14 protein-coding genes are annotated in these 18,237 nt (G+C 62.1%); 3 read left to right on the forward strand and 11 right to left on the reverse strand.

Going from position 1 to position 18,237, the window contains the following annotated elements:
* Positions 1-60: 60 nt before the first annotated feature.
* Positions 61-666: a toluene tolerance protein gene (locus R9B85_RS10120; protein ID WP_133979316.1), complete on the forward strand. Its 606-nt coding sequence runs from the start codon at positions 61-63 to the stop codon at positions 664-666.
* Between the two features lie 3 nt (positions 667-669).
* On the opposite strand, the gene R9B85_RS10125 is transcribed toward R9B85_RS10120, so the two are convergent.
* From R9B85_RS10125 to putP, 9 genes are all read right to left on the reverse strand, one after another.
* Positions 670-1,761 (reverse strand): glycosyltransferase, encoded by a 1,092-nt coding sequence (locus R9B85_RS10125; protein WP_215520487.1) that lies wholly within the window; start codon positions 1,759-1,761, stop codon positions 670-672.
* A 37-nt stretch (positions 1,762-1,798) separates the two neighbouring features.
* Positions 1,799-2,572 carry a glycosyltransferase family 2 protein gene (locus R9B85_RS10130; RefSeq protein WP_215520488.1) on the reverse strand — a complete coding sequence of 258 codons (774 nt, stop codon included), beginning with the start codon at positions 2,570-2,572 and terminating at the stop codon, positions 1,799-1,801.
* 66 nt (positions 2,573-2,638) lie between these two features.
* Positions 2,639-3,595, reverse strand: coding sequence for a glycosyltransferase family protein (locus R9B85_RS10135; RefSeq protein WP_015272035.1), 957 nt, complete (start codon positions 3,593-3,595; stop codon positions 2,639-2,641).
* Between the two features lie 48 nt (positions 3,596-3,643).
* Entirely contained in the window at positions 3,644-5,047 is a 1,404-nt protein-coding gene (locus tag R9B85_RS10140) for a PIG-L deacetylase family protein (RefSeq protein ID WP_313856873.1), read from the reverse strand.
* Entirely contained in the window at positions 5,044-5,940 is an 897-nt protein-coding gene (locus R9B85_RS10145) for an antimicrobial resistance protein Mig-14 (protein ID WP_112253725.1), read from the reverse strand. The genes R9B85_RS10140 and R9B85_RS10145 overlap by 4 nt, the downstream gene beginning before the upstream one ends.
* A complete protein-coding gene (locus R9B85_RS10150; RefSeq protein WP_112253726.1) occupies positions 5,940-7,070 on the reverse strand; it encodes a glycosyltransferase in 1,131 nt (376 codons plus the stop codon). Before R9B85_RS10150 ends, R9B85_RS10145 begins: the two co-directional genes overlap by 1 nt.
* Positions 7,054-8,811 carry a carbamoyltransferase family protein gene (locus R9B85_RS10155; RefSeq protein WP_112253727.1) on the reverse strand — a complete coding sequence of 586 codons (1,758 nt, stop codon included), beginning with the start codon at positions 8,809-8,811 and terminating at the stop codon, positions 7,054-7,056. The genes R9B85_RS10150 and R9B85_RS10155 overlap by 17 nt, the downstream gene beginning before the upstream one ends.
* Positions 8,812-9,065: 254 nt before the next feature.
* Positions 9,066-9,902, reverse strand: a complete 837-nt coding sequence (locus R9B85_RS10160; protein WP_207878644.1) for a 23S rRNA (adenine(2030)-N(6))-methyltransferase RlmJ — start codon at positions 9,900-9,902, stop codon at positions 9,066-9,068.
* A 185-nt stretch (positions 9,903-10,087) separates the two neighbouring features.
* On the reverse strand, positions 10,088-11,566 hold the full coding sequence (gene putP / locus R9B85_RS10165; protein WP_112253729.1) for a sodium/proline symporter PutP: 1,479 nt from the start codon (positions 11,564-11,566) through the stop codon (positions 10,088-10,090).
* Positions 11,567-11,640: 74 nt separating this feature from the next.
* Here putP and R9B85_RS10170 point away from each other — a divergent pair, with 74 nt between their 5' ends.
* On the forward strand, positions 11,641-11,892 hold the full coding sequence (locus tag R9B85_RS10170) for a hypothetical protein (RefSeq protein ID WP_146742865.1): 252 nt from the start codon (positions 11,641-11,643) through the stop codon (positions 11,890-11,892).
* Positions 11,893-11,923: 31 nt separating this feature from the next.
* The gene (gene putA, locus R9B85_RS10175) at positions 11,924-15,877 is read left to right on the forward strand and encodes a trifunctional transcriptional regulator/proline dehydrogenase/L-glutamate gamma-semialdehyde dehydrogenase (RefSeq protein WP_215520493.1); all 3,954 of its coding nucleotides are present in this window, start codon (positions 11,924-11,926) and stop codon (positions 15,875-15,877) included.
* A gap of 421 nt (positions 15,878-16,298) precedes the next feature.
* Here the strand turns inward: putA and R9B85_RS10180 are convergent, their stop codons facing one another.
* The gene (locus tag R9B85_RS10180) at positions 16,299-16,562 is read right to left on the reverse strand and encodes a DUF3077 domain-containing protein (protein WP_112249403.1); all 264 of its coding nucleotides are present in this window, start codon (positions 16,560-16,562) and stop codon (positions 16,299-16,301) included.
* A gap of 1,098 nt (positions 16,563-17,660) precedes the next feature.
* Complete coding sequence (locus R9B85_RS10185) at positions 17,661-18,179, reverse strand: hypothetical protein (RefSeq protein WP_215520494.1); 519 nt, start codon at positions 18,177-18,179, stop codon at positions 17,661-17,663.
* Between the last annotated feature and the right edge of the window lie 58 nt (positions 18,180-18,237).

Here is an 18,237-nt window from a genome sequence, read left to right on the forward strand (position 1 = left end):
CAACATTATTTTCGGCATTATTGCCGGTCATTCTGTTCGCCCGACGACAAGGCTCTATTCATGCAATGCTCCCGGCTCCCCCAGGTCGACTTCGATCAGCTGACACAAGGCGCACAGGTGCTTGAGGCAGATAGCCATGGCGCCAAAGTCTACCTGCTCGCGGATGGTAATTTCCTCAAGGTTTTTCGTAGAAAGCGGTTGATTTCATCTGCACTGCTGCGCCCGTACTCGCAGCGCTTCGTCGACAACGCCGCACGCCTTGCACAACTGGGTATCCCCACACTGGAGGTAATCAGCCAGCACAAGCTCGACCTGCCAGGCCGCACCGCCGTGCTGTATCGCCCGCTGCCTGGGCGTACCTTGCTGCAGATGTCGCGCGATGAGGGTTTCAGCTGGGACACCTACCTGCCGCGCCTGATCGAACTGATCCGCCAACTGCACCGCAGCGGCGTGTACTTCCGCTCGTTGCACCTGGGCAATGTGGTGGTCACTCCCGACCAGCACCTGGGGCTGATCGACGTGGCCGACATGCGCTTCCTGCGCCCGCCACTGTCGGCGCGCATGATTCGGCGCAACGTGCAGCATATGGTGCGTTATATCGAGCGGGAGAACCTGGGTGACCGGTTCCCCCTTGCCGCCTTCGAGGCAGCCCTGCTGGCACGCTGAGCCTCAGCTGCGCAGCAGGCTCTGCGAGCCGTGACAGAAAGCTTGCCAGGCCTGCTCCGGCGCCAGCGCCTCACGCTGCCGGGCAGCTACTGCCGGGGCACCGAGCACCGAGCACCGCTCGATCGCCTCGGCCCAGGCATTTTCATTGGCCACAGGCAGGTAGCCACCGGTGTCCTGCAACTGCTCGCGGAACACCTGCAGGTCACTGCACACCACCGGCACATCGGCCATTACCGCCTCCTGCACCACCAGCCCCAGGCCTTCGGAGCGCGAAGGCACCAATAACCAGTCGAATGCCCGGTACAACTGCTGCAGGTCGTCGCGGTGACCGCTCAAGTGAACACGCCCGACCAGGCCCAGCGCGTCGATACGGGCTTGCAGCACCTCACGCTGAGGGCCTTCGCCGATGATCGCCAATTGCAGGTTCGGCTGGCGCACGCAGGCCTTGGCGAACGCCTCGATCAGCATCTCGAAACCCTTGCTTTCCACCAGCCGCCCGACCGCACCCAGCATCACCCCGTTTACCGCTGGCAATTGCAGGGCTCGCCTGGCCGCCTCCCGGCTTAACAAAGGCTCGGCGAAAGCCAGCGGGTCAAGGGCCATGCGCAACGTCTGCACCGGCCTGCCAAGGTCGTGTTCGAGTGATGTGGCAAGCGTCTGCGAAACGGCGGCGATGCTCAGCCGATCGGCAGGGAGCATGCGCAGCAGGCGAACATCACTGGCATTCAGGCGCGTCTTGCCGTGGAACAGCACCTTGGCACGTACCTGCGGAACCTGCTGCAACAACGGCAACACCAACCGCGCCACACCGACACCGTCGAGGAGCACCACCTCAGCCTGGGCCTCGTTCAGCGCCTTGCGCAAGCGCATGCGCAACCATGGGCGCAACAGACGCCAGAAGTGCCGCCCTTTCAGCGCTCGTGAAGGCATATGCCATTCCCGGGTAGAACCAAGCCCACAGCAGAGCCCGCTACCCAGCAACAGCCAGTTACTGATCCGGGCATCGGCACCCGCGTGCGACAGTATTTGCCGATGCACCTTGTGGATGGACATGTACGGCGTTCCACCCGCCCACATCATATTGACGATGTTCATTGGCCCTCTCCCGCTCATGTCAGGTGGGACAGCGACTTCATTGAACAAAAATGGTGATTCCCATGCCAATCAAGGCACCCGCCACCAGCGTCAATGCCAACTTTATCCGATCACGTCTACGACGCTTTACCTTGCGCTCCACTTCGATGGGCAAGGTCACGTGATTACCAAATCCAGTGTGCAATACTGCATCACCCTCCAAGGTGACCGCTGTCAGATTTAACTCAGCGTAGCGTCGGGAAAGTGCCTTTTCTCCAGCATAGGCGGCAAATGGCGCGCAACGCTGGTAATCGCTCAACCGACGCAGCCCCGGGTTGAGCGAAAACGCCTGCCACTCGGCCTTGTCGGACAGCAGCGGGTAGCAAGGCACCCCGGCGATCACCTGGCGGTCGCCCAGGTGGATGTACGGGCTGTGGATGGCCAGGTCATGGGCATGACTGCGCAGCCACACCTGCAACAGGTCGGGGCTGACCTCCAGGATGGCCCGGGAGTCTTCGACGAAGCCCTGGCGATAGAAGTGCCAGTCGTCTTCGCAATGGAAGATGTAGGGCGTCCTGACGTGGCTGTAGGCCAGGTCGATAGACGGCAACTGGCCCAGCTTGGGCCGGTTGACGAACACCTTGCAGTACGGTTTCCAGTGCTCAGGCACAGCGGCATGCACGGCATCATCACCGGAATCTTCGGTGATGAACACTTCGCGAATGGGCGCGGTATTGTAGCGATCGAAACTCTCAAGGGTATCTTTGAGCAGATCGAACCGCCCACAACTGGTCACGACGAGCGTGACGTCACTCTCATTTGAAAAGCGCACCGGACTCCCTCCGCATTGCGACTATCGACTTTCAACGCCCGTTCCGCAGGCGCGAAAGCTCTTATGTTAGATGCCCAGCTTCAGGCGCAGCCGCTGCCATGCAGACAACGGCGGATGGGGCCTGAGCGCCGGGCGCATGTGGTCGACGATGCTACGTCCAACTGCGCCGAAACTGAAACGGGAAACCGCCAGATGGCGGCCATTTTCTGCAATCTGCCGAGCCAGCTCAGGGTCCGCACGCAAACGGCGGAGCTTTTCCTGGAGGGTCGGGATGCTGTCATAGAACACCACGTTATGCATGTCCTGCAGGCCCAGTGCGCGGTTCTCTTCCTCGCCCTGGTCATACGCCAGCAACACACAGCCACAGGCCATGGCTTCGAAGTTTTTGATCATGTATTCGCCCATGCCGACGTCGGCACTGACGAAGAAGCGGATCCGGTTGAGCGTGTTGCAATAGTCTTCACCCGACTTGGTACGAGTGACTACCAGGTTCTCGACGCGGCCCAGCTCGTCCAGCAAGGCCTTGCGGCCGCTGTAGGCCACGCTGTTGGTGCTGCCGACGAAGGCGAGTTCGATGTCGCGCTCACGCCCTTGGTCGGCAAGCAACTGCTCGTCGTAGCCCTTGGGCACGAACACGGCGTCGAAACCTTCCTGGCGCAGGCGCTCGCTGACCATGTAGCCGGAGCTGATCACCCGCGCCCAGGGCAACTTGCGGTAATGGGCGCTGAACTTGCCGGTGTACTTGCACGGGATGTAGTTCTGGTAGGCATCGTGCTCGAGGATGACCAGGTTCGGCACGGTACGGATGAACGCTGCCTGACGGATTTCCTGCTTGAAACGCAGGAAGAAGACAATGCGGTCATAGCGCTCGACCTGCACTTCACGCTTGAAATAGCGGCGCAGGTTGCGCTGGTCTTCGCTGGTCAGCCAGCGCAGGTCGCACTCGCAGTTGGCCGCGACGCCATCGTACAGGCGGTCGAGAATCGCCCGCTGTTCCTTCTGCACTAGAAATAGGACTTTCATTGGGTTCCTTGGGCGCTCTGCGCCATCGCGGTCAAGCATGGGGCGCGGCTACAGCTCACGCCGCCAGAACAGTTCATGTCGGCGCACGGCCTTGCGGAAGAATTCATTCTCGCCGTAAGGCGACGGCCGTCGCCCGGCCAGCCAGCGCTGCAACAGGCGGCGCAGGCGACGCTTGAACGGCGCCGGTGGCTGCAGGTCGTGCATCATGCCCAGGGCCATGGCCTTGTCGCGCTGGGTTGCCAGGTCCAGTACCAGGCTGCAAGGGGCCCAGGCCTGGGCAATGCTCATCTGTGGCGGCAAGGCCACGCCATCACCACTGTCGCCCATTGGCCAACGGTCGTTGTCATGCAGGTGGTTGGCGTAGCACAGCAGGGTTTGCGGCTGCCAGGCCAGGCCTTGCAAGGCCTCCAGCACCGCTGCCTGGGCACAGATGTGGTCGGGGTGCGGGTCGAGCTGCGGGTGCGGCATCACCAGCACCTCTGGCCTGGCCATTTCCAGCAAGGCCCGCAGGTCGGCCAGCAGGTTGTGCCAGGTCGGCGCGCCATCATCGTCGGCCGGCAGCGGGAACGGGTTGAACTGGCGGAACACGCGAATATCGGCGAGGTCAGCCTCCCGGGAAGGGATCGGCTGGTCTGGCGCGGCCTGCATGGCAGGCAGCTGCAGGCAGAAGTAGCCCAGCTGCACACAACGCGACTCGGCCACACCGGCCCAGCGTGGCACGGCAATACTGTCCCAGGCCCGCAGGCGGCCCTTCAGCCGAGCGGCCTCGGCCTTTGCCAGACCCATCTGCTGATAGTGTTCGGCCTCGATCTCACCGGCGGTCAGGGTCACTACCCAGGTTTCGTCAGCCTGGCTGTATAGGCCGTAAGCGGCCAGCTCGGCGTCATCGGCATGCGGCGCGATCACCATCACCCGGCGCCGTTGCAACTCCACCGCCGGGGTTATCCACAAGCGCGGCTGGCCCGACAGCCGGCAATGCCGGCCACGCAGGCGCAACGCGCCAGCCTGCAGAGGTGCGGCGAGGCCGGTCAAGTTGAGGAAGCGCAGGCCATCGACGCCGCGCTCGAAGGTTTGCCGGTCGGCCTGCTCGCCAGCCACCAGCTCGACCTGCGGGTCGAGGAAGCGTCCCAGCCAGCTGCTTTTCAGCTGCAGCTCGAGAATCAGGGTTTCGTTGCCCTGCAATGCGCAGTCAGCCTTGAGCAGGCCGCCGTTCAGGCTGACAGGGGCTTCCCGCGTCTGCTCGCCGAAGTCGTAGGCGTAGTCCTCGGCTGGCGCGTAGAACAGGTGGTCGGCAAACCAGGCCTCATGGGCAGCCCACAGCAGCGGCAACAGCAGCAGTGGCAACCACCACCAGCTGAACACACCTACGGCCACCAGCGCGACCAGGCCCGCCAGCAGGCCCAGGCGCTTGTTGCGCCGGTGGCGCTTGAGCAACTGCTGCTTGCGACTCACGCCTGATACACCGGTACGGGGTTGCACCAGCGGTCCTTGTACTCGCGGTCGGCACGGCCGAACGAGAACCGCAGCGGCTTGTTGCGCGCACGGGCGTCTTCCCAGGCGGCCTGGGTATTGAGGAAGCTCAGCACGCTACCAGGGCTGAAGGCCTTGGTTTCAGGGTCGACACCGCCATTGATGTACTCGACGCTGATCCATTCCGGCGCTTCGACACGGTACACCAGCTGAATGGCAATCGGCTTGCCGTCCAACAGCAGCACCGAGCCGATCAACAACTCACGCAGGCGTTCCAGCACCTCGGCCATGCGCTCGGCACCAGTAGCCGGGAAGCCCCAGCGGCGCTGGAACAGGTCGCAGTACATGCTGGCGATTTCCTTCGCGCTGAAGTCGCTGATCGTGCGCACCACGCCGCCCGCCTCTTCCAGCAGGCGCAGCTCGCGGCGCTGGTTGTAGCGGAACTTCTTCGACAGGTCTTCGTGGGCGCGGGCCATGGCCAGCTGTTCCTTCTGCGCCTTGAGGCCGCTGAAGCGGCCCTGGTTCAGTTCGGACAGGTAGCGCGCGGCATGGCGCAGCGGTGCAGCGGCATCGGCCGCCGCCGGCAGGATGATCTCGGCGTTGCCCAGGTCGAACAGGGCCTTTTTACCTGCACGCTTGAGCACATCCTTGGACAGCGCGAGGTGGCGCCCCCAGGTGGGGATGGCGGCCTTCAGCTCGCCGGCCTGGTGCCACCCCAGGTAACGCACCGGGATCTGCGCCAGGTCCGCCAGTTGCTCGACCACCAGCGGATGCGTGGCGACACTTCCGCCAAAGCGTGCCCATGCCTCGGCATAGGCCTTGGCGTCGATAACTTGCCAACCGCGCTCGCGGAAGGCCTGGATACGGTTGAGCATCAGGCCTGCCCCACCAGCGCACGAACCTGCGGCAGCTGCCAGAATGCCTCGCGCACCGCCTGATCGGAGAAGCGTTCACGCAGGCGCTGCAGCATGTGCTCGGCACAGGCCTGGCGCTGCTGCCCATCGAGCACCGCCATGTGTTTCAGGCCTTGGGCCAGCTGCCCGGCATCGCCCAGCGGGAACAGCACGCCGACACCCTCGACCACTTCGCGGGCACCGCCACAGGCCGTGGCCAGTACCGGTACACCGGCGACCATGGCTTCAAGCAGGACCATGCCGAACGGCTCATGGTCGGAGCTCAGGGCGAACACATCAAACGCCTGGAAGTAACGGCGCGCATCCGGCACCTGGCCAAGGAAGTCCACTTGCCTGGCAATGCCAAGCTCGGCGGCCTGGGCCTTGAGCCTGGCTTCCAGGCGGCCCTGGCCAAGGATTGCCAGGCGGGCGCCGGCTGGCAGCCCCGGCAGCGCTTCGGCAAAGCCACGCAGCAGAGTGGCCTGGTCCTTGTCCGGGTGCAGGCGCCCGACGTTACCGACAATCCACGCCTGCGCATCCAGGCCGAGGGCCTGGCGGGCCTCGGCGCGTGGCACCAGGGCCGCTTGCAGGGCGTCGATGTCGATGCGGTTGTACAGGGTCTGGATACGCTCTGCCGGCCACTGTGGCAGACAGCGGCGCATGTCGTCGCGTACTGCGTCCGACACGCCCAGCAAGCTCAGGCGTTTGCTGAACAGGTTGGCGAAGATGCGTCGCCCCTTGCGCTCGTAGTCACCGAAAGCATGGTGCACGCCGATCACCGGCAAGCCGGTGCCCAGCAACGCCACGTAGATCGGCTTGAAGCGATGGGCAATGCAGAAGGCGAAATCGCGCTCGGCCGCAATCCGCCGCAATGCACGGATGGCGCCGAGTTTCAGGCCGCGCACGGCCTTGGAGCTGAATTCCAAGAACAGCACCTCGTCCGACGCGCAGCCAGCCGCGACCTGCGGGTCGGCGGCGCCGGTGAGGAATACGGTGGTCACCTGGTAGCCACGCCCCTGGAACAGGCTGGCGTACTGACGGGCGCAGTCCAGGAACGGCCCGTCATAGCCATGGCAAAATTGCAGGATGCGCGGTTCAGAGCGGCTGGTCATACAGGGCCGCGCCGTCCTTCACAACCAGGATGTCTTCCATGATCAGGTACTGCAGGTCCGAGCCGAAGAACATGTTCAGGGCGTCGGTCGGCGAGCAGATCATCGGTTCACCACGGCGGTTCAGCGAGGTGTTCAGCGACACGCCGTTGCCGGTCAGGTCTTCCAGCGCCTTCATCATGTCGTAGTAGCGCGGGTTGTACTCGCGCTTGAGCACCTGGGCACGCGAAGTGCCGTCCTCGTGGACCACTTCCGGCACGCGGGTCTTCCACTCTTCAGCCACTTCGAAGGTGAAGGTCATGAACGGCGCCGGATGGTCGACCTTGATCATTTGCGGGGCGACGGTGTCGAGCATCGACGGGCAGAAAGGTCTCCAGCGTTCGCGGAACTTGATCTGCTCGTTGATGCGGTCGGCTACGCCCGGCACGCTCGGGCAACCGATGATCGAACGGCCGCCCAGGGCTCGGGGGCCGAACTCCATGCGACCCTGGAACCAGGCCACCGGGTTGCCATCGACCATGATTTTGGCGATGCGCTGCGGCATGTCGTCGAGCTTGCGCCACTTCGGCGCGTTCGGATGACGGGCGCAGGCAGCAATCACGTCTTCGTTGGAGTACGAAGGGCCGAGGTAGACGTGCTCCATCTTCTCGACCGGCACGCCACGGGCGTGGGAAACATAGGCGGCAGCACCCACGGCGGTACCGGCGTCACCGGAAGCCGGCTGGACGAACAGCTCTTTCAGGTCTGGGCGAGCGATGATCTTCTGGTTGAGCTTGACGTTCAGCGCGCAACCGCCGGCAAAGGCCAGCTTGCCGGTTTCACGCAGAACGTCGCCCAGGTAGTGGTCGATCATCTGCAGGGCGATCTTCTCGAACAGCGCCTGCATGCTGGCTGCGTAATGGATGTACGGCTCGTCGGCAATGTCGCCTTCGCGCTTGGGGCCCAGCCATTCGATCAGCTTCGGCGAGAAGTAGAAGCCCTTGCCCTTCTCTTTATAGCGGCGCAGGCCGATGACGTTGGCGTATTCGGTGTTGATCACCAGTTCGCCGTTTTCGAAGCTGGCCAGACGAGAGAAGTCGTACTTGCTGGCGTCACCATAGGGCGCCATGCCCATGACCTTGAACTCGCCATCGAGCATCTCGAAGCCGAGGAACTCGGTGATTGCACCGTACAGGCCGCCCAGCGAGTCCGGGTCGAAGAACTCCTTGATCTTGTGGATCTTGCCGTTTTCACCATAGCCAAAGAAGGTGGTGGCGTATTCGCCTTTACCATCGATGCCGAGAATTGCGGTTTTTTCCTTGAAGCCCGAGCAGTGGTAGGCACTGGAGGCGTGGGCGAGGTGGTGCTCGACCGGCTCGATCTTGACCTTTTTCGGGTCGAAGCCCAGTTGCTCCAGGCACCAGACGATCTTCTTGCGGTAGCGCTTGTAGCGACGGTTGCCCATCAGGATGGCGTCAAGGGCGCGGTCCGGGGCGTACCAGTAGCGCTTGGCATAGTGCCAGCGCGCCTTGCCGAACAGGCTGATCGGGGCGAACGGGATGGCTACCACGTCGACGTCGGATGGCTTGATGCCTGCCTGCTCCAGGCAGAACTTCGCCGACTCGTAGGGCATGCGGTTCTTCGCATGCTTGTCACGCACGAAGCGCTCTTCTTCGGCGGCGGCAATCAGTTTGCCGTCAATGTACAAGGCCGCGGAAGGGTCATGGCTAAGGGCGCCGGACAGGCCAAGAATCGTCAATGCCAAGGGATTAGCCTCTTCATTCGGTAGAAATGCGCCAGCGGCCTCTTGGGCGGGTGGCGGCTAAAGGGCGGGATTATAACGCAAAGCGCAGTACGCGCATGCCTCTGCGAGGGCTGCGCCCTCGATCGCGACACAAGGCCGCTCCCACAGGGATAGTGCAACCCTTGTGGGAGCGGCCTTGCGTCGCGAAAGGGCCGCACCGCGGCCCCAGGGATTTCAGCCACACCGCATGAGTTTCATGGGCCTGCGCTGTTCGCTTATTCAGCGATCAACCAGTCCATCCGGTAGCTACCGGCAGTCTGCGCCAGCTCTTTGGCCAGCCATGGCAGCAGTTCCTTGAGCTCTTCCTCCAGCCCCCACGGCGGGTTGGCGATGGCCAGACCTGAGCCATTGAGCCCCTGCGGGCTGTCCTGGTGGTGCACATACAACTCGACCCGCAGCAGCTTCGGTGCGCCGGTGCTGGTCAGGTCCTGGTAAAAGCGGGTCAGCGAGCGCTGGTCCTTGATCGGGTACCAGATTGCCGCGACGGTCTGGCGCATGCGGCCAATCGCTTCTTTCATGGCGGTAGTGCAGCGCTTGAGCTCATCAGCCTGTTCGAACGGCGGGTCGATCAGCATGATCGCGCGCTTTTCCTGAACCGGCAGCAAGGCCCGCGGCACATGCCAGCCTTCACCCAGGTGCACGGTCACGCGCGGGTCTTTCTTCATGTTTTCCTTGAGCAGCGGCCCGTCTTCTGGGTGCTTCTCGTTGAGCAGGGCGCGGTCCTGCTGGCGCATCAGGCGGCGGGCCAGTTCAGGCGAGCCGGGGTAGTAGCGCAGCTCGCCATCGGCATTCAGGCGCTTGATGATGCGCAAGTAGTCATCGGCCATGGCCGGCAGGTCATCGCGATTCCACAGACGGGCGACACCTTCCAGATACTCGCCGGTGCGGCTTGCCTGATCGCCCTGCAGGTCGTACAGGCCGAGCCCGGCATGGGTATCGATATAGGCGAATGGCTGTTCCTTGCGCGACATCAGGGCGATGAGGCGGGTCAGCACGATGTGCTTGAGGACGTCGGCGTGGTTGCCGGCGTGGAAGGCGTGACGATAGTTCATGGCAACTCCTGCGGGGGTGACAAGTTTACCTTGCCTTGCAGGCGGAGTCAGGCCTGGCTGCTGATCGGCGGGGGCTTCTTCGCGGGTAAACCCGCTCCCACAGGGATTGCACAGAACTCGAAGCCTGCGAGGTACCTGTGGGAGCGGGTTCACCCGCGAAGCAGGCGCCGCCGATTCAACCGGTGTTACTTGTCAGCGTGATAAGCCGCATCAGCAGTTTCGAAGCGCTTGACCATCGCCTGCGACGGGCTGCCCAGCTTGCTCACCACGATGATGGCGATGCTGGCGAACAGGAAGCCCGGGATGATTTCGTACAGCCCGAGGGTGTCGAAGTTCTTCCACAGGATCACGGTCAGGGCGCCGACCACGATACCGGCCAGTGCGCCGTTGCGGGTCATGCCTTTCCACAGTACAGAAATCAGCACCACCGGGCCGAAAGCAGCACCGAAGCCGGCCCAGGCGTAAGCCACCAGGCCCAGCACGCGGTTTTCCGGGTTGGCAGCCATGGCGATGGCGATCAGGGCGACGGCCAGCACCATCAGGCGGCCCACCCATACCAACTCGACCTGCGAAGCGTTCTTGCGCAGGAACGCCTTGTAGAAGTCTTCGGTCAGGGCGCTGGAGCACACCAACAGCTGGCAGCTCAAGGTGCTCATCACCGCAGCCAGGATGGCCGACAGCAGCACACCGGCGACCCACGGGTTGAACAGGATCTTCGCCAGCTCGATGAACACGCGCTCGTGGTTCTCGGTGACCGGACCCGCCAGTTCAGGGTGCGCAGAGAAGTAGGCGATGCCGAAGAAGCCCACGGCGCAGGTGCCGGCCAGGCACAGGATCATCCAGGTCATGGAGATGCGGCGGGCATTGGCGATCGACTTCACCGAGTCGGCAGCCATGAAGCGCGCCAGGATGTGCGGCTGGCCGAAGTAGCCCAGACCCCAGCCCATCAGCGAGATGATGCCGATGAAGGTGGCGCCCTTGAGCATGTCGAAGTTGGCCGGGTTCACCGCCTCGATGGCAGCGAAGGTGGTATCGAAACCGCCAGTGGAGATCAGCACGATCACCGGAGTGAGGATCAACGCGAAGATCATCAGCGACGCCTGCACGGTATCGGTCCAGCTCACCGCCAGGAAACCACCGATGAAGGTGTAGGCGATGGTCGCTGCGGCGCCGGCCCACAGAGCGGTTTCGTACGACATGCCGAAGGTGCTCTCGAACAGGCGGGCACCGGCAACGATGCCGGAAGCGCAGTAGATGGTGAAGAACACCAGGATGACGATGGCCGAGATGATCCGCAGCAGGCCGCTATTGTCTTCGAAACGGCTGGAGAAGTAGTCCGGCAGCGTCAGCGCATCACCGTTGTGCTCGGTCTGCACGCGCAGGCGGCCAGCTACGAACAGCCAGTTCAGGTACGCGCCGACGGTGAGGCCGATGGCAATCCAGGCTTCGGACAAGCCGGAGAAGTAGATGGCGCCCGGCAGGCCCATCAGCAGCCAGCCACTCATGTCGGAAGCGCCGGCGGAAAGCGCGGTGACCACACTACCCAGGCTGCGGCCGCCGAGGATGTAGTCGGAAAGGTTTTTGGTGGAGCGATAGGCGGCGAAGCCGATCAGCACCATTGCGGCGATATAGACCACAAAAGTGATCGTTAGTGGATTACCCATGCGTGTGCCCTGGCGTTTGTTTTTATGTCATGCACAACCGCAGCCATGGCGGTTGCACCCAGGCGGCGAATCGTATGCAACAACGCAAAGCGGGTGCAACCATTTTTCATTTGCAAGTTGCACCTGCTCGTGCATTTTCCGAAAAATCTGATTTCTTGCTCCTTTTTGGAGCAAAAAGCCTGCTTTCAAGAATAAAACGCACCAGAAACGACCCTTTTCAGAATATGGAAATGGCAGTCGGACGAGTTGCACCTTTTCCGTCAAAAATTCGGGTTGCACCTGGTTGCACCCGAATTGTCCTACAGCTACTCTTGGCGTCAGCTTAGGCCACAACCGTGGCAATAACGAGGATAAGAAATGGCGACGACCACCCTTGGGGTCAAACTCGATGACCCGACCCGTGAGCGACTCAAGGCAGCTGCGCAGTCGATTGACCGCACCCCGCACTGGTTGATCAAGCAAGCGATCTTCAATTATCTGGAGAAGCTCGAGGGTGGTGCCACCCTGACCGAACTCAACGGCCATGCCAGCAACCTGGCTGACGACGCCGGAGAGGTCCAGCCCGAACACAGCCACCAGTGCTTCCTCGAGTTCGCCGAGAGCATCCTGCCGCAGTCGGTACTGCGCTCGGCGATCACCGCCGCCTACCGCCGCCCCGAGCAGGAAGTGGTGCCGATGCTGCTGGAGCAGGCGCGCCTGAGCGCCCCGCTGGCCGAAGCGACCAACAAGATGGCCGCCGGCATCGCCGAAAAACTGCGTAACCAGAAGAGCGCTGGCGGTCGTGCCGGCATCGTCCAGGGCCTGCTGCAGGAATTCTCGCTGTCGTCCCAGGAAGGCGTGGCACTGATGTGCCTGGCCGAAGCCTTGCTGCGCATCCCCGACAAGGGCACCCGTGACGCGCTGATCCGCGACAAGATCAGCACCGGCAACTGGCAGCCGCACCTGGGCAACAGCCCGTCGCTGTTCGTCAATGCCGCCACCTGGGGCCTGCTGCTGACTGGCAAGCTGGTGTCCACCCACAACGAATCCGGCCTCACCTCTTCGCTCACTCGCATTATCGGCAAGAGCGGCGAGCCGATGATCCGCAAGGGCGTCGACATGGCCATGCGCCTTATGGGCGAGCAGTTCGTTACCGGCGAAACCATCGCCGAAGCCCTGGCCAACGCCAGCCGCTTCGAGTCCAAGGGCTTCCGTTATTCCTACGACATGCTTGGCGAAGCCGCACTGACCGAGCACGACGCACAGAAGTACCTGGCGTCCTACGAGCAGGCCATCCACTCGATTGGCAAGGCCTCCCATGGCCGTGGCATCTATGAAGGCCCGGGCATCTCGATCAAGCTGTCGGCGCTGCACCCGCGCTACAGCCGCGCCCAGTACGAGCGCGTGATGGAAGAGCTGTACCCGCGCCTGCTGTCGCTGACCCTGCTGGCCAAGCAGTACGACATCGGCCTGAACATCGACGCCGAAGAGGCCGACCGCCTGGAGCTGTCGCTCGACCTGCTCGAGCGCCTGTGCTTCGAGCCTTCGCTGGCCGGCTGGAACGGTATCGGCTTCGTCATCCAGGCCTATCAGAAGCGCTGCCCATATGTGATCGACTATGTCATCGATCTGGCCAAGCGCAGCCGCCACCGCCTGATGATTCGCCTGGTGAAAGGCGCCTACTGGGACAGCGAAATCAAGCGCGCCCAGGTCGAAGGCCTGGAAGGCTACCCGGTCTACACCCGCAAGGTGTACACCGACGTGTCCTACGTCGCCTGCGCCCGCAAGCTGCTGGCAGTGCCAGAAGCCATCTACCCGCAGTTCGCCACCCACAACGCCCACACCTTGTCGGCCATCTACCACATTGCCGGTCAGAACTATTACCCGGGCCAGTACGAGTTCCAATGCCTGCACGGCATGGGCGAGCCGCTTTACGAGCAGGTGGTCGGCAAGATTTCCGAAGGCAAGCTGAACCGCCCGTGCCGCGTCTATGCACCGGTCGGCACCCACGAAACATTGCTGGCCTACCTGGTGCGTCGCCTGCTGGAAAACGGCGCCAACACCTCGTTCGTCAACCGCATCGCCGACCACTCGATCTCCATCCAGGAACTGGTCGCCGACCCGGTCGCCAGCATCGAGCGCATGGGCACCCAGGAAGGCAGTATCGGCCTGCCGCACCCACGTATCCCGCTGCCGCGTGAACTGTATGGCAGCGAGCGGGCCAACTCGGCCGGCATCGACATGGCCAACGAACACCGCCTGGCATCGCTGTCCTGCGCCATGCTGGCCACCGCCCACAACGACTGGAAAGCCGCGCCACTGCTGGCCTGCGCCGCCAGCGAGGGCGCAGTCGCACCGGTGCTGAACCCGGCGGACCACCGCGACGTGGTCGGCCATGTCCAGGAAGCCACTGTCGCCGACGTCGACAATGCCATCCAGTGCGCACTGAATGCAGCACCGATCTGGCAGGCCACCCCGCCGGCCGAGCGCGCCGCCATTCTGGAGCGCACCGCCGACCTGATGGAGGCCGAAATCCAGCCGCTGATGGGCCTGCTCATCCGCGAGGCCGGCAAGACCTTCGCCAACGCCATCGCCGAAGTGCGTGAAGCCGTGGATTTCCTGCGCTATTACGCGGTGCAGGCACGCAACGATTTCAGCAACGACGCCCACCGCCCGCTGGGCCCTGTGGTGTGCATCAGCCCGTGGAACTTCCCGCTGGCGATCTTCACCGGTCAGGTGGCCGCAGCGCTCGCCGCCGGCAACCCGGTCCTGGCCAAGCCGGCCGAGCAGACCCCGCTGATCGCTGCGCAGGCCGTGCGCCTGCTGCTGGAAGCCGGCATCCCTGAAGGCGTGCTGCAACTGCTGCCAGGCCGCGGTGAAACCGTCGGTGCCGGCCTGGTGGGTGACGAGCGCGTCAAAGGCGTGATGTTCACCGGTTCCACCGAAGTGGCCCGCCTGCTGCAGCGCAATGTTGCCGGCCGCCTGGACAACCAGGGCCGCCCGATCCCGCTGATCGCCGAAACCGGTGGCCAGAACGCGATGATCGTCGATTCCTCGGCACTGACCGAGCAGGTGGTGATCGATGTGGTGTCCTCGGCCTTCGACAGCGCCGGTCAGCGTTGCTCGGCACTGCGCGTGCTGTGCCTGCAGGAAGACTCCGCCGACCGCGTGATCGAAATGCTCAAGGGCGCCATGGCCGAAAGCCGCCTGGGCTGCCCGGACCGCCTGGCCGTGGACATCGGCCCGGTGATCGACGCCGAAGCCAAGGCCGGCATCGAGAAGCATATCCAGGGCATGCGTGAGAAAGGCCGCTCGGTCTACCAGGTGGCGATTGCCGATGCTGCCGAGATCAAGCGCGGCACCTTCGTCATGCCGACCCTGATCGAGCTGGAAAGCTTCGACGAGCTCAAGCGTGAAATCTTCGGCCCGGTGCTGCACGTGGTGCGCTACAACCGCCGCAACCTGGACCAGTTGATCGAGCAGATCAACAACTCCGGCTACGGCCTGACTCTCGGCGTGCACACCCGCATCGACGAGACCATCGCCAAAGTGGTGGAAACTGCCAACGCCGGCAACATGTACGTCAACCGCAACATCGTCGGTGCGGTGGTAGGTGTGCAGCCGTTCGGTGGTGAAGGCCTGTCCGGCACCGGCCCGAAAGCCGGCGGCCCGCTGTACCTGTACCGCCTGCTGTCGACCCGCCCGGCCGACGCGATTGGCCGCCACTTCCAGCAGCAGGACGGTGAAGGCAAGCCTGACCGCGCCCTGCACGAACAGCTGATCAAGCCACTGCACGGCCTGAAGGCCTGGGCCGAGAGCAACCAGCTGGCCGACCTGGCCGCGCTGTGCAGCCAGTTCGCCAGCCAGTCGCAGAGCGGCATCGCCCGCCTGTTGCCAGGCCCGACTGGCGAGCGCAATAGCTACACCATCCTGCCACGCGAGCACGTGCTGTGCCTGGCCGACAACGAAGCCGACCTGCTGGCGCAGTTCGCCGCAGTGCTGGCCGTTGGCAGCTCGGCGGTATGGGCTGACGGCGAGCCAGGCAAGGCCCTGCGTGCCCGCCTGCCGCGAGAGCTGCAGGCCAAGGTCAAGCTGGTGGCGGACTGGAACAAGGATGAAGTGGCGTTCGACGCTGTGATCCACCACGGCGACTCGGACCAGCTGCGCGGCGTGTGCCAGCAGGTGGCCAAGCGCGCCGGGGCGATCGTGGGTGTGCATGGGCTGTCCAGCGGCGACCACCAGATTGCGCTGGAGCGCTTGGTGATTGAGCGGGCGGTGAGTGTGAACACTGCTGCTGCCGGTGGTAATGCCAGCCTGATGACCATTGGCTGAGGCTGAGGGTTGTTAACGAAAAAAGGAGAGCTTCGGCTCTCCTTTTTTTATGGGGGTTGGGGTTGGGCTGACAGGTGTTCGCCACAACATTTTCTGCGCCTGTGGTATCGAGCGCCGCCCGCGCGGCGCTTCGCGGGGCAAGCCCGCTCCCACATTTGTTGCAACGTGCCAAACCTGTCAGGCCATAGTTACCCGCTTTGTTGGTCCGCCGATATCTCCATGTTGGCGTGGCTGCCGTCCAACATGTCTTTAGTCATGCGCCAAGGCTGACAACCATGGCCTCACAGGCATGGCCACGTTGCAACAAATGTGGGAGCGGCCTTGTGCCGCGAAGCGCCGCGCGGGCGGCGCTCGATATCACAGGCGCAGAAAATGTTGCGGCAAACACCTAGCGGCCTTCATTCAACCTGAAGCCAAACCCTCACTGCCTCATCCCCAACTCAGCATCATCCATCAGTGCCTTGGCCATCGCACTCAGGTAATGGGCAGCCCAGATCATCATCGGCTTCTCATCCATCAGCCCGGTAATGGTCAATTCACGGACATAACCCATCAACTCCGACGACTGCTCACGGGCGTCCCTGCACGGGATGCCAGGCTCGATGCGGAACAGCGGGTGAGTGCCGTTTTCACCCTGGTAGAAGGTGGTCTTGCCGGCGGTGAATTGGGTGTCTTCTGTTGTCATTGTTCAATCCCCTGATAATTCTCGAGTGCCTGGCCGGGCCTATTCGCGGGCGCGCCCGCTCCCACAGGATCACCACAGGCTTCATGACTTGCACCGTACCTCTGGGAGCGGGCATGCCCGCGAAAGGGCCGGTTCAGGCGACACATCAATAAGCCTCAGTGCGAAGTTCGCGACCTAGATTAGGATCTTCGAGTGAAACTGCGTTCAGGGGTGGATCAGGAACTATCTTCATCATTGGTATTTTTCTCGGTAAGGGCTATCACCACCTGCTGTCAAACAAGAGGGTGGCAGCTGTGCATGGGTTGACAGACCGGTAGAAAAATCCAAAAACCCGGCGCACACGAGGTGCCCCATACACAGCCGCCATAAAGGCGAAAGCCATGAGAATTTTCTGGTCGGCCTGTCAAAGCCGGTCACTGATTTGGCAGCGACCACCCGAGACTATGGCCCGATCCAGAGCACCGCAATGGCTAGGAAGGGGTTGGGAGTATGTTTGGGAAATGGACTACATGGAATAGGCGAAAACCTAAAAAACTGCCGGGGTGCTGACTGAAATGCGGTAGGGCTGGCAGGTTTCACCTCGCCCTTTGCAGCGCGCCTGTGTGACCGCTCGCCGCTCGGTCACACAGATATAGAAGGAACCAAAGCAAGCACCCTTTAATGCCCTCGCTCATCCGGGCCTTCGCCAGAACCACCAAAGGCTTAGGATTTTAGCCCCTTCAGAAGCTGCGAAAAGGCTCAACCAAACCCACGTACTGGTATCTGGCAATAATAGAAACAAAGAAAACGACGGAACTATAAACAAGATACGAAATGGAAACTGAACGAAAGCCAGATAACGCCCTGATCTTCTCCCCATACAAAGTAATATGCTACTGGCAACAAGGGATACCTGGACAATCAGCCCCATCCACACCATGACCTCAAGCCCTCCCCCCCACTGCTCCATGTTTGCAAGAGCGGAATTGAGATCACTGACAAAGGGGGTCACACCTCTATTCAGGCTACTGACCACAACGAAAAAAATGTAAAAAGCATCCATACCACCCCAAAACAAACCGACCAAACGCGTTGACCTTATCAAACCGATGCTCCAGCTCATTTATCTTTCAACTCATATTCTTCATTTGCTATTATTGGTCGCCAATGCCATGAGGTTCCCGACACATCCCAGGCATCATCGGCCTCCACATAAATTTGCGTTACTTTACGTTCCATTCCATATCTGTGGATTGCGGAGGATGGCGAAAAATACTGTTCCTCTTCATCAAGCGGCACCCATTCCTGCGTAACTGTTCTCGTCGTATTCGCAAAATCTTTCCCTGACGACAAGAAGACACGCCCCTCATCTCCTCTTGATGTCAGGAAGTTCGCAACAAAGGCAGCACTCGAAGCAAGTTTATTAACACGTATAGATGTTATTTTCCATTTGCCCGGACCACTCATCGCAGAAACGGTGTTAATCAGAAAATCGCCATCGTCGCTCTCACGACAATTTCTCGCATACCAATTCTCTTCGAGATCTATCGGCTTGAATGGCCTATCTTTAATCAGCATCCACTCACCTGATGCCGGACCACTTCTGATAACGTTGTGGGAAATTTCTCCATTTTTCATGAAAAGCAACATCTGTACGGATGCCAGACCGCAGGTCTAATTACTCTTTCTCAACCCA

Origin of the sequence: Pseudomonas sp. NLJ1 (assembly GCF_049486705.1) — a bacterium.
In the GTDB taxonomy this organism is placed as follows: domain Bacteria; phylum Pseudomonadota; class Gammaproteobacteria; order Pseudomonadales; family Pseudomonadaceae; genus Aquipseudomonas; species Aquipseudomonas inefficax.